We start from the raw sequence: 12,495 nt of genomic DNA, 5'->3' as shown, positions 1-12,495 counted from the left end.
ACCATCAGGATGTAGGGGGAGCCGGTCTGGTAGGCGAAGAGCATGCCGAAGATGCTGCCGTTCAGGGCCGCGTAGCCGAAGAAGCGGCGGTCGATGATCAGGGTGCCGTAGGTCCGCAGCATGCCGCCGAGCTTCATGGCGTCGGGATTCTTGTGCTCGTTGGTCTCCGGCAGGCGGAGCAGGCTGTAGACGAACAGCAGGCTACCGACCACCGCCATGAAGACGAAGCTGGCCTGCCAGCCGAAGAAGCCGTGCAACTGTCCGCCGATGGTTGGTGTCAGAGCCGGGGAGAGCGCCATCGCCATGCCGATGAAGGACATGATACGAGCGGAATCCGGCCCCTCCGACTGGTCCCGGATAACGGCGCGGCTGACCGCATGGCCGGCGCAAGCCCCGATGGCGAGCAGCACACGGGCGGAGATCAATGTCCAGATACTGATCGCCAGCGCACAGGCGATGGCCCCCATGACATAGATCGCGAGGCCGGTCAGGATCACCGGCCGGCGTCCGAACCGGTCCGACAGCGGGCCCGCCAGCAGCTGGAAGAACGCGAACGCGGTGAAATGTACCGTCAGGGTGAGCTGAACGGTGCCCATGTCCGTCTGGAAATAGTCGACGAGCGAGGGCAGCGACGGCACGAACATGCCGACGGCCATCTGGCCGAGAGCAACCATCAGCGTGAGAGTCGCGATGCCTCCGGCCGAATCGACCCGGAAAACGGTTTTTTGCATGGGTGATCTTCGACGTGGGAGAAAGGCCGCCAAGAGGGCGACCCTTCTTCATAGCGCATTTTTGCACTGCGGTAAAACCGGTTGGTTTACCCGGCCTCTGCGAGGCTCTCCGTGCCTAGGTGCTGCCGCTCTTCTTCCAGCAATTGACGCTTGCGGGGCACGCCCCAGCGATAGCCGGTCAGGCTGCCGCCGGCGCCGACCGCACGGTGGCAGGGAATGATCAGGGCGACGCGGTTGCTGCCGCAGGCCCGGCCGACGGCCCGGGGCGCGCCCGGTTTGCCGATGGCGTGCGCCAGCTCGCCATAAGTCCGGGTCTCGCCGTAAGGCACCTCCATCAGGGCCTCCCAGACCTGGCGCTGGAAGGCGGTCGCCTGGATGTCGAGGGGCAGTTTGATGTCCGGCAGGCGTCCTTCGAGGTGGGCAATCACGGCCTCGGTGATCCGGCCGAGCGTGTCGTCGTCCCGGACGATTTCCGCTTTCGGGAATTCCTCACGGAGTTCCGTCTCAAGCCTCGCGGCATCCTCGCCCAGGGCAAGAAAGCAGATCCCGCTTTCCGTCGCGGCGATGAGGATCTGGCCGAGCGGGCTTGGCGCCAGGGTGAAGGCGATGACGGCGCCGCGCCCGCCCTTGCCGTAGGTCGCCGGTGTCATGCCGAGCTGACCGCGTGCCTTTTCATACAATCGGCTGGAGGAGCCGTATCCGGCGCCGTACAGCGCCGGGGAAACGGCTTCGCCCGATTTAAGATTTTCGCGCAGCCTGCCGAGCCGCCGCGCGTCCCAATATTGCCGGGGGGTGACGCCGGTCGCGGCCTTGAAGGTGCGTTGCAGATGATAGGGAGAGAGGCCGGTGGCACTGGCCAGCGCATCCAGCGTCGGCGCGGCCTCGTCTGCGGCGTCGAGCAGCGCGCATGCGGTCTCGACAGCTTCAAGACGCCGGATCCCGGCCGCATCGGCGCCAAGGCATTTGCGGCAGGCGCGGTAGCCGGCTGCCTCGGCGGCGGCCGCGCTGTCATAGAAACGAACATTCTCGCGGTTCGGTCTGCGCGAGGAGCAACTTGGACGGCAATAGATGCCCGTACTTGTCACCGCGTAGAAAAACACACCATCCGCTTTCGCGTCGCGAGTCTGCACCGCTATCCAGCGCAGTGCATCGTCGGCGAAACAGTCCGATTCTGGGCGTTCGATTGAGTAATTGTCCGGCATGGGTCCGGCCTCCTCGGTGACATCACCCATTTTATACCTTTTCCGGCCGACTTCCGACTATCCGCCGCTTGCGCGACAAATCGGGCGTTTCCGGTACGGAATCCGGATCGGAACAGAAAAAGCGAACATTTCATATTTTCAAATGAAAAGAGAAACTTAGCCGTCATCATTGCAATGAAAATGTCACGGTTCTTTCACCGTTCGGACGTGTGCCGGGAATAGGGTCGGCGCTCGTATTTCTTCCAACGGAGCCTCTTATGAAAGCGACCAAGACGATCTTCGCCGCTGCGGCCGGCCTCGCCATGCTCGGCGCCGGTGCCGCAAACGCGGCCACCGAAATCACCTTCTGGCACGGCATGGGGGGCGGTCTCGGCGAGACGGTCAACACCATCGCCAAGGACTTCAATGCGTCCCAGAGCGACTACACGCTGACCCCGATCTACAAGGGCGGCTACGAAGAGACCATGACCGCCGGGATCGCCGCCTTCCGCGCTGGTGAAGCGCCGAACATCATCCAGATCTTCGACGCCGGTTCCGCCACCATCATCAACGCCAAGGGCGCCGTCTACCCGGTGGCCAAGCTGCTGAACGAGAACGGTGTGCCGTTCCACGCCGAGGATTACATCTCCGGCGTCCGCAACTTCTATGCGGACAGCAAGGGCGACATGATTGGCATGCCGTTCAACAGCTCCACCCCGGTGCTCTATTACAACAAGGACGCGCTCGCCAAAGCTGGTGTGCAGCCGCCGAAGACCTGGGAAGAGTTCGAGGAAATCGCGCCGAAGCTGAAGCAGGCCGGCTATATCGCCCTATCCCAGTCGCACACCCCGTGGATCTTCTCCGAGAACTTCCATTCCCGGCACAACATCCCGATGGCGGACAAGAATAACGGCTTCGACGGCGTTGCCACCAAGATCAACTACAACAACGAATTCATGCGCATGCATTTCAAGAAGGCGCGCGAATGGCAGCAGGCCGGGTTCTTCGGCTATTACGGCAGCAAGTGGGGCGACAACCAGAAGCCCTTCATCGACCAGGAAGTCGCCATGTGGCTCGGTTCCTCGGGCTCCTTCGGCGGTCTGAAGAGTGCCGCGAAGTTCAACTTCGGCACCACCAATCTGCCGTACTGGAACAGCATCACCAAGGGTGAGGAATACACCACCTTCATCGGTGGCGCCGCGCTCTTTGCCTTCAGCGGCAAATCCAAGGCCGAGAACGAAGGCGTTGCCAAGTTCTTCCAGTTCCTGACCAAGCCGGAGACCCAGTTCTTCTGGCACAAGGAAACCGGTTACGTGCCGATCACCAACGCCGCCTACACGCTGGCCAAGGAATCCGGTTACTACAAGGACGAGCCGGACGCCGAAGTCGGCATCCAGCAGCTGAACCAGAAGTCGGCCGAGAACAACAAGGGTTATCGCCTCGGCTACTACGTTCAGATCCGTGAAGTCATGACCCGTGAATATGACCAGGTCTTCGCCGGCACCAAGTCCGTCGACGATGCTTTCGCGGCCATCGAGGACGGTGCCAACAAGCTGCTGGCCCGCTTCGCCAAGACGGTCCAGTAACCAGCATTTCCCGCAGAGCGGCGGGCGGTTTCAACCGCCCGCCGTTTTCCTGTTCCGGCTCATCAAGGGATACCGCCGATGAAACGGCAGCAATTCGACAGTTTCACCCTGCCGTATCTGCTGATCGCGCCACAGCTCGCGATCATCTTTATCTTTTTTGTCTGGCCCGCGGCCCAGGCGATTTATCAATCTTTCATGCTGGAAGACCCGTTCGGTCTGGCCAGCCAGTTCGTCGGGTTCGACAATTTCGTCGAAGTGGTCTCGAACGAGCATTACGCCCGCTCCGCCCTGTTCACCGCGATTTTCTCCGGGCTGGTCGCCTTTCTCTCCATGGCCATCGCCCTGCTGCTGGCCGTGAAGGCGGACGGCATCCTGCACGGTCAGGCGGCCTACAAGATCATGCTGACCTGGGTCTATGCCGTGGCGCCGGCCGTCGCCGGCATGATGGGAGTCTTCTTGTTTGACCGTTCCATCGGCCCGCTCAATCACCTGTTCAACGCCACCGGCTGGCCGTTCAATCCGCAGCTCGACGTGTTCGATGCCTCGGTGACGGTGATCCTGGTTTCGGTCTGGAAGCAGATCAGCGTGAATTTCATCTATTTCCTGGCCGGTCTGCAGTCCATCCCGCGCGCCGTGCGCGAGGCGGCCCTGATCGACTGCCGCAACGGCTTCCGCCGGTTCTGGACCGTGACCCTGCCGCTGCTGGCGCCGACCGGCTTCTTCGTGCTGGTGATCAACATCACCTATGCCTTCTTCGAGACCTTCGGCGTGATCGACACGATGACCCGCGGCGCTCCCGGCGGCGGTACGGCGACGCTGGTCTACAAGGTCTATCAGGACGGCTTTCTCGGCGCGGATATCGGCGGCAGTTCCGCCCAGTCCGTCATTCTCATGATCCTCGTGCTCGGGCTGACCATCGTGCAGTTCCGCGTGCTCGAGAAGCGCATCCATTACTGAGCCGGGGATCGAGCCATGCACCGTATCAAACTCACCGACCATCTGATCCTGATCCTCGGCGTGCTGTTCCTGCTGCTGCCGATCTGGGTGGTCTTCGCCTCCTCGACGCACCGGCCGGAAACCATTCTGGGCCACGGCCTGCAATTCTGGATCGGCGACTATTTCTGGGAAACCTACAGCGCCGTGCTGTTCGACAATACTGGCTTCACCCAGACCGTGAACGCCGTGCTGATGCTGAAGAATTCCCTGATCCTCGGCCTCGGCTTCTCGGTCGGGAAGATCCTGATCTCGACCATCGCCGCCTATGCCATCGTCTATTTCCGGTTCCCGGCGGGCAGCTTCTTCTTCTGGATCATCTTCTCCTCGCTGCTGCTGCCGCTGGAGGTGCGAATCATCCCGTCCTACGAGGTGGTCTCCAAGCTCGGCATGCTGAATTCCTATACCGGCCTGATCCTGCCGCTGATCGCGTCGGCCACCGCGACCTTCTTCTTCCGCCAGTTCTACAAGTCCGTGCCGGACGAGATCCTGGAGGCCGCGCGGATCGACGGTGCCGGGCCGTTCCGCTTCTTCGTCGATATCCTGCTGCCGCTGTCGAAAACCATGATCGCGGCGATCTTCATCATCATGTTCGTGGTCGGCTGGAACCAGTATCTCTGGCCCATCCTGATGACCACGGACGAGAGCTATTTCACCGTTGTCATGGGGATCAAACAGATCCTGAACGATCTCGAAGGCAACCGTATCCCGCAATACAACAAGGCCCTCGCGCTGTCCTTCCTGGCGATGCTGCCCCCGGTCATGGTGGTGCTGATCTTCCAGCGTTGGTTCGTGAAAGGCCTTGTCGAGTCCGAGAAATGAGGAACTGAGGATGGCCGAGGTCGCACTCACCAACGTCGAGAAAACCTACCCGAACGGCTTCAAGGCCATTCACGGGATCGATATCGACATCCAGGATGGCGAGTTCATCGCCCTGGTCGGCCCGTCGGGCTGCGGGAAATCGACCCTGCTGCGCATGGTGGCCGGGCTGGAAAGCATTTCCGGCGGGGACGTCTCCATCTCGGGCCGTCAGGTCAATATGCTGGAGCCGGCGGACCGGGACATCGCCATGGTGTTCCAGAACTACGCGCTCTACCCGCACATGACGGTCGAGGGCAACATGGCCTACGGCCTGAAAAACCGGGGCATGCCGAAGGAGGAGATCGCCCAGCGGGTGAAGAAGGCCGCCGAGATCCTGGAGCTTTCCCCGCTGCTCGACCGCCGCCCGCAGCAGCTTTCCGGCGGCCAGCGCCAGCGCGTCGCCATGGGTAGGGCCATCGTCCGCGAGCCCGCCGTTTTCCTGTTCGACGAGCCGCTCTCGAACCTGGATGCCAAGCTCCGCGTGCAGATGCGGGTCGAGGTGAAGAAACTGCAACGTCAGCTCGGCACTACCAGCCTCTATGTCACCCACGATCAGGTCGAGGCCATGACCATGGCGGACCGGCTGGTGGTGATGAATGCGGGCATCGCCGAGCAGATCGGCACCCCGATCGAGGTCTATGACCGGCCGGCCAGCATGTTCGTCGCCGCCTTCATCGGCTCCCCCTCCATGAACTTCATGACGGGCACGCTCGAAAGCGGCGCGGCCGTGCTCGGCTCCGGCCAGCGCATCGGGCTGAACGGGCAGGCGAAGAATCTCAGCGAGGGTCAGCCGGTGACGGTCGGCATCCGGCCGGAACATTTCCAGCCCTGCGGCGAGAGTGAGGGCGTCGAAGTGCGCATCGACCTGGTCGAGCATCTGGGCGCGGAAACGCTGATGCACGGCACAGCGCCCGGCAATGGCGACCTGACCACAATCCGGATCGCCGGACACCAGACGCTTTCGGACGGCGAGAGCCTGCGGGTGACTGTCGCCCCGGAGCAGGTGCATCTGTTCGACCCGGAGAGTGGCAAGCGGCTCTAGGCGCGCTCTTTTCACGGCCTGCCTCTTGACCGGAGGGGCGGGAGGGCCGATGCAGGGGCGATGTTCGCGAACCCGTCCCTGCTGCTGATCATGACCGGCGCCCTGATCGGTGTGAATTTCCCGCTCGGGAAAATCGCCGGCGATGCCGGTATCTCGCCTATTCTCTGGGCCATGATCCCGTCGATCGGGGTCGCCGCGCTGATGCTGCCCGTGCTGGTCATGCGGCGCGGCCTCAGGCGTCCGGACCGCGCGCTGGCCCGCTTTTCGGTGATTGCGGGGCTGGTCTCCTACGTGATCCCGAATGTCATTCTGTTTGCCGTCATTCCGCATGCGGGCGCGGGCTATATGGGCCTGATGTTCGCCCAGTCGCCGGTTTTCACCCTGGCTTTCTCGGCCCTTCTCGGCCTCCGGACACCGAACCGGCTCGGCCTTGCCGGGATCGCGGTCGGGCTGGCCGGGGCGGCGATTGTCAGCCTGACACGGGGGGCGGCGCCGGATGCGCCGGAACTGTTCTGGATCGTGGCGGGCTTCGCCGTGCCCATCGCGCTTGCCGTCGGCAATGTCTACCGGACCATGGCCTGGCCGGAAAATACCTCGCCCGACGCGCTGGCTTTCTGGAGCCACGGGGCGGCAATCATCGCTTTCCTCGTATTGCTGCTGCTGGTGGAGGGAAATCTGCCGTTTGCCTCCCTGGCAGCCGTGCCCGGAGCGGCCCTGTTGCAGGCGGTGGCGGCGGCGGCGACCTTCCCGCTGTTCTTCCGCTTGCAGCATCTCGGCGGGCCGGTGCTGTTGAGCCAGATCGGCTATGTCGCCGCCAGCGTCGGTCTGGTCATCGCGACGTTCTTCCTCGATGAGCATTACAGCCTCGCGACCTGGGCCGGGGCGCTGGTGATCGCCGCGGGGATCGGTCTGACGGTCCTGGCACAGCGCCGCCCCTGATCCTCTCTTAGAGAGCCTGCCCGGGCATGCCTTCTGAATCCGCTTCCGCGTAGCGCGCGGGGACGCTATAGCTCGGCAATGACATTTGAACAGATTGCCATACTCGCCATCGTCGTTGGCGCCCTCGCTGCCTTCATCTGGGGGCGGTACAGGATCGATCTCGTCGCCATGCTGGCGCTGCTGCTGTCGGTGGCGGCAGGCGTGGTCGATCCGCTGACGGCCTTTTCCGGCTTCGGCCATCCCGCCGTGATCACGGTGGTGGCGGTGCTTGGCATGTCGGCAGCGCTGACCCGCTCCGGCGCGGTCGGCGTGATCGCGGAACGCATCGCCCAGCGCACCAAATCCGACCGGGCGAAGACCTTCTCGCTGATCGGCCTCGCCGGGCTGATGTCCAGCGTCATGAACAATGTCGGCGCTTTGGCGCTGCTGATGCCGATCACCCTGTCGGTCGCGCGCAAGGCCGGGCTGTCGCCCTCGCGGCTGCTGATGCCGCTGTCCTTCGCCTCGCTGCTGGGCGGCATGATCACCCTGATCGGGACGCCGCCGAACATCATCATCGCCGATTACCGCCGCAAGGCGGTTGGCGAGTCGTTCCAGATGTTCGACTTCCTGCCCGTCGGCCTGGCGGTCGCCGCGGCCGGTATTCTCTATCTGGTTTTCATCGGCATCAAGCTGGTGCCGAACCGGCGCGGCAATGACGAGGGAAAGCGCCTGTTCGAGCTGTCGAGCTATGTCACGGAATTCAGGGTTCCCGCCGATTCGCGGATGATCGGGCAGACCATCAGCGCGCTTGGCGACCGGAACGAGGAAGGCGGCCGGCCGACCGTGCTCGCCCTGCTGCGCGACAATGAGCGCCTGGTCCGGCGGCTGACCCGGGAGCCCTTGCTGGAAGGCGATCTGCTGCTTGCCCATGGCTCCGCCGAACAGATCGAGGCGGCGGTGCAGAAGGGCCTTGAGCTGGTCGATGCCAAGGAGCTGGACGCCATCAAGTCCGACATGTCGGAAGACGCGGAGCTTTCCGTGGTCGAGGCGGTGATGCCGCCACGCGCCTGGATCGAGGGCCGCAGTGCCGCGATGCTCCGGCTGCGCTCGCGCTACGGGCTGAACCTGCTGGGCGTTGCCCGTGGCGGCGCGCCGATCAACACAAGGCTGCGGGACGTCCGGTTCCGGGCGGGCGACGTGCTGATGCTGCAGGGCGACAGCGACCAGATCTACGGCACCATTTCCTCGCTCGGCTGTCTGCCGCTGGCGCAGCGCCGGATGAGCCTGGAGCGGCCCAATATCCTTGTTCCCGCACTGCTGTTCCTGGCCGCCATCATCGCCGCAAGTGTCGGTATCCTTCCGGCGGCGGTGACGCTCGCGGCCGGTCTCGCGGCCATGGTGCTGACGGACAATATCTCCATGGGCGAGGTCTATGACGCCATCGACTGGCAGATCGTCGTCCTGCTGGGGGCGATGATACCCGTCGGCACGGCCATGCATGAAACCGGGGCGGCGGGGCTGATCGCGGGTGCGCTGGCCGGGGCGGTGGCCGATGTCTCGCTCTATCTCGTGCTGGCGCTGCTGCTGATGCTGACCATGTTCCTCACGGACATGATGAACAACGCGGCGACGGCACTGGTCATGGCCCCCGTCGCCCTCGGCATCTCGGAGCAGCTCTCGGTCAATCCCGACCCCTTGCTGATGGCCGTCGCCATCGGCTCTTCCAGCGCCTTCCTGACGCCGATCGGGCACCAGAACAACCTGCTGGTGATGGGGCCTGCCGGATACAGGTTCGGGGATTACTGGCGGGTCGGCCTGCCGCTCGATCTTCTCATCATCGCCGTGGCGGTTCCGCTCCTGCCCGTGGTCTGGCCGTTCTGAGGCGCCAGACACGAACGGGACCAGCCTGAAGCGGGGATATGCATGTCTGATCAAAAGACGGGAGCCGGCCTGATCGATCCGGGCCTGATTGCACCGGCCATCATGCTGCTCGGTCTCGGCGCTCTCTGGGGGCTGTCCTTCTCGCTGTCGAAAGTGGCGGCGATGGGCGGGGTGCATCCTTTTGCCTATGCCTGGATGCAATCCACCGGCGCGGCGCTGTTCCTGACGCTGGTCTGCTATCGCAGGGGCATCCCGTTCGACCTGAGCCGGGGCCATCTGCTGTTCTTCCTGGGCGCGGCGGTGATCGGCCTTGTGCTGCCGAACATCAACATCATCACGACCGCGAAATATATCCCGGCGGGGGTGATGAGCACGGTAGTCTCGACCGTGCCCGTGCTCGGCTATGTGCTGGCCGTGGCTTTCCGGATCGAGGGCTTCCGCTGGAACAGTGCGGTGGGCATCTGTATCGGTCTGATCGGCGCCCTGCTGATGGTGCTGCCGAAAACCAGCCTGCCCTCGCCGGACATGGTGCCCTGGGTGCTGATCGCCTTCCTGACCCCCGCGCTCTACGCCTGCAGCGGCATCTTCAGCGACCGGATGCGGCCCGACGGCACGCACTCGCTGGCGGCGGCGCGCGGCATGCTGATCGTGGCGTCCCTGGCGACACTCCCGCTGATGCTGGCGGTGGACGGCTTCTACCCGCTGATGGCCAACCCCGGCCCGACCGACTTCGCCATGCTCGGGCAGATCTGCATCTCGTCCGTCGCCTATATCCTGTATTTCGAGATCCTGAAACGCGCCGGGCCGGTGTTTCTCAGCCTGGTATCCTATGTCGTGACCCTGTTCGGGCTGTTCTGGGGCTGGGTCATCTTCGGCGAGATCCATTCCGCCTGGATCTGGGCCTCCGTCGGCTGCGTCTTCACCTCGATGCTGCTGGTGAATATCGGACGCCGGGCACGGTGAAAACCTTGGTCCCGAAGCGTACACTGGGGCCAAAGCTTGAGTTCTCTCAGGCGGTTTTTGATCTTTCGGCTTCCTGGGCAGACGACAAAGCAATTACTAGGCAGCTAGTGGTTTGAATCGCTCTCGGCTCTCGCTGTACGGCACTAACTCGCAGACCCTACGCAACAGAATTTGATGCGGCTCCGATAGATCCTCATGGTCATCTGCGACGGCATACATATTGGCGCCCTGATGCAGTGGCCTCAAGTCCGTAAACTCCATAAAGCGCTGCGATACAACAGATCGACTAGATAGAGGCTCAACGAACGCTATGGCGTCAGACTCAGCATTATCAAGAATGACATTGTGCACGCGATAATGCGCGCCACTCTCACCTGTGTACTGTTCGTTGGTACGTAGCCTCTTGCCGCCTACCACGTCCCGAAGGCTATCGGTAACCGCGACAATGAAATCGCTTTCGGCCCGACGGCGCGCTTCCAAAACCTCATCACCAACACAGCGCGATGCGTTCGCGACCATGGCAATGGCGAGGGCAATGTGCTCCGTGTCAGCTCTTCTCGTCATGCGACCATTAAGGAATTCGCAGCCGTATACCTCCGCCATGGAGGTGAGGCGCTTTCGAATTTGCTTACTCAACTTGATGCCAGAGCTGGTTAGGAACATAGAACCAAAGCCAGCGTCATGGACTACATGTTCGCCGCTATCAACAGACACAACGACCGTCACGGCCCTACCGTCCGGGTATACGACAGGTGTCGTAACCTCTACTCCAAGGCTCGTTTCCTCCGCCATTACTAAGGCGGATGCAGCAGATCCAATTTCTTCAGTGGTGAGTCGGCGCATCATATCTCTAGCCCCAACTGCTCTTTCGTTTTGAATGGCGGCATCAACAACGGATGTCGTAACTCAATTTTGGCCCGACGCAAGAATGAATCAAGCCAACCTGTCCAGCCAAGGTTGCGATCATCTGGTTCCGCGCACCCCATATCAGGCCACATCTGCCAATGTGTTCCATTTATGGGCTTCAAAATCGTCGTGCGTCGATGTGTCAGCCCTGGCTCAACATCCAGTCGGAAAATATTCTGTTTCCGGAACACGATACTAAAAGAATATTTGTAAGGCATTCGGTTTAAGTGAGCCTGCACGATAAGGCGGCCGTGAGGCAGACTCGTCCCCACCGCGTGCAAGCGACTCCTTGCCGCTGCGTAATCCGGGTGATTGGCCACCGTCCACCGCCACCTAAAATCGGCAACCTTCTTGGCCATCAAGAAGGCCCGAATATCGTCATCACCCGACATCAATCTACCGTTATCGTCCGCACCTTCGGAGTCAGTCGGTAAAACGCTCGGTTGTCAAAGATTTAGAAAGATGCGCTCTAAGATGTATTGGATCAAATCACGGTATTATCGTTTTCCTAGAAGACGATGTGCGTCACAACCACGCAACAAGCCTCCCATACATCACGTGTTTAACTTCGGCGCTCTCCTTGCTGCAAACCATCAACTAAACTGCATGAAGGGATTTGTGCAGCAGGAGGCGGCCGTGATCGAACACAGCTCCCATCCTGGCGGTGAGCTGCGTGCGGCACTCACCACGTTTCCAGAGGCGATGCCAAACATGTTTCTCTGAGTTTGAAAAAATAAAACCCACAAAAAGAAAAGCGCCCCGGGCGGAACCCGGAGCGCTTTCCTGATCAGATCGTCGCCTAGCTTACGCAGCTTTCGCCGGAAGCGCGAAGTTCACCGCGTCCAGCTCGGACACCAGCGAGGCGGCTTTTTCGGCCGGGAGCGGCATGAACGGGGCGCGGACATTGCGCCAGCTTGCCTTGCCGCTGTTCTTCGCCAGCAGTTCCTTCAGCGCGGCGGCTGCCGGATAGTTCTGCAGGGTCAGGCGCTCACGGGTGAGCTGGTCCTGCAGCGCCTCGGCCTCGGCCGAACCGGCTTTCCAGGCGGCGAAGACCTTGGCGCAACCGCCGACCGTGACATTGCCCGTCGCGGTGATGGTGCCGACGCCGCCGGCCTTCAGGGTGTCGAGCAGATAGCGCTCGGTGCCCGCGAAAACGTCGAAGCCCGGGAATTTTTCGGCCATCGCCTTCATGTTCTCGAAATCGCCGGAGCTGTCCTTGATACCGCAGACGGTGTTCGGGAATTCCTTCAGCAGCCGGGCGATCAGCTCATGGCTGAACGGCACCGCCGACATCTGCGGGAAGTGATAGAGATAGACCTTCATCGCATCGCTGCCGATGGCGGCGAAGGTGCGGGAGAAGTGCGTGAACAGGCCTTCGTCGCTCGGGTTCTTGTAATAGAACGGCGGCAGCATCAGGACATGCTCGATAC

12 protein-coding genes are annotated in these 12,495 nt (G+C 62.2%); 7 read left to right on the top strand and 5 right to left on the bottom strand.

The features are described 5' to 3' along the window. A partial coding sequence (locus tag AAC126_RS19195) for an MFS transporter (RefSeq protein ID WP_339856396.1) occupies nucleotides 1-731 on the bottom strand: 731 nt, incomplete at its 3' end. Between the two features lie 86 nt (nucleotides 732-817). Next, nucleotides 818-1,963: a bifunctional DNA-binding transcriptional regulator/O6-methylguanine-DNA methyltransferase Ada gene (gene ada / locus AAC126_RS19190; protein WP_339856394.1), complete on the bottom strand. Its 1,146-nt coding sequence runs from the start codon at nucleotides 1,961-1,963 to the stop codon at nucleotides 818-820. A gap of 227 nt (nucleotides 1,964-2,190) precedes the next feature. Between ada and AAC126_RS19185 the strand changes: the two genes are divergently transcribed. From AAC126_RS19185 to AAC126_RS19155, 7 genes are all read left to right on the top strand, one after another. Further along, nucleotides 2,191-3,498 carry an extracellular solute-binding protein gene (locus AAC126_RS19185; RefSeq protein ID WP_339856392.1) on the top strand — a complete coding sequence of 436 codons (1,308 nt, stop codon included), beginning with the start codon at nucleotides 2,191-2,193 and terminating at the stop codon, nucleotides 3,496-3,498. A gap of 78 nt (nucleotides 3,499-3,576) precedes the next feature. Then, nucleotides 3,577-4,455 carry a sugar ABC transporter permease gene (locus AAC126_RS19180; RefSeq protein ID WP_339856390.1) on the top strand — a complete coding sequence of 293 codons (879 nt, stop codon included), beginning with the start codon at nucleotides 3,577-3,579 and terminating at the stop codon, nucleotides 4,453-4,455. A 15-nt stretch (nucleotides 4,456-4,470) separates the two neighbouring features. Continuing rightward, a complete protein-coding gene (gene ugpE, locus AAC126_RS19175; protein WP_339856388.1) occupies nucleotides 4,471-5,313 on the top strand; it encodes a sn-glycerol-3-phosphate ABC transporter permease UgpE in 843 nt (280 codons plus the stop codon). Between the two features lie 10 nt (nucleotides 5,314-5,323). Then, nucleotides 5,324-6,394, top strand: a complete 1,071-nt coding sequence (locus AAC126_RS19170; protein WP_339856385.1) for a sn-glycerol-3-phosphate import ATP-binding protein UgpC — start codon at nucleotides 5,324-5,326, stop codon at nucleotides 6,392-6,394. A gap of 60 nt (nucleotides 6,395-6,454) precedes the next feature. Continuing rightward, nucleotides 6,455-7,333: a DMT family transporter gene (locus tag AAC126_RS19165; protein ID WP_339856382.1), complete on the top strand. Its 879-nt coding sequence runs from the start codon at nucleotides 6,455-6,457 to the stop codon at nucleotides 7,331-7,333. Nucleotides 7,334-7,411: 78 nt separating this feature from the next. Beyond that, a complete protein-coding gene (locus tag AAC126_RS19160; protein ID WP_339856379.1) occupies nucleotides 7,412-9,196 on the top strand; it encodes an SLC13 family permease in 1,785 nt (594 codons plus the stop codon). Between the two features lie 42 nt (nucleotides 9,197-9,238). Continuing rightward, nucleotides 9,239-10,159 (top strand): DMT family transporter, encoded by a 921-nt coding sequence (locus tag AAC126_RS19155; RefSeq protein ID WP_339856376.1) that lies wholly within the window; start codon nucleotides 9,239-9,241, stop codon nucleotides 10,157-10,159. A gap of 96 nt (nucleotides 10,160-10,255) precedes the next feature. Here AAC126_RS19155 and AAC126_RS19150 read toward each other — a convergent pair whose 3' ends face one another. From AAC126_RS19150 to AAC126_RS19140, 3 genes are all read right to left on the bottom strand, one after another. Beyond that, entirely contained in the window at nucleotides 10,256-11,005 is a 750-nt protein-coding gene (locus AAC126_RS19150) for a DUF1828 domain-containing protein (RefSeq protein WP_339856373.1), read from the bottom strand. Next, nucleotides 11,002-11,457, bottom strand: coding sequence for a hypothetical protein (locus AAC126_RS19145; protein ID WP_339856370.1), 456 nt, complete (start codon nucleotides 11,455-11,457; stop codon nucleotides 11,002-11,004). Before AAC126_RS19145 ends, AAC126_RS19150 begins: the two co-directional genes overlap by 4 nt. A 412-nt stretch (nucleotides 11,458-11,869) precedes the next feature. Further along, a partial coding sequence (locus tag AAC126_RS19140; protein WP_339856367.1) for a dihydrodipicolinate synthase family protein occupies nucleotides 11,870-12,495 on the bottom strand: 626 nt, incomplete at its 5' end.

Source organism: uncultured Nisaea sp., from assembly GCF_963974195.1.
In the GTDB taxonomy this organism is placed as follows: Bacteria; Pseudomonadota; Alphaproteobacteria; order Thalassobaculales; family Thalassobaculaceae; genus Nisaea.
Note: the sequence above shows the minus strand (reverse complement) of the source record. Positions and strands in the feature narration are given on the sequence as shown.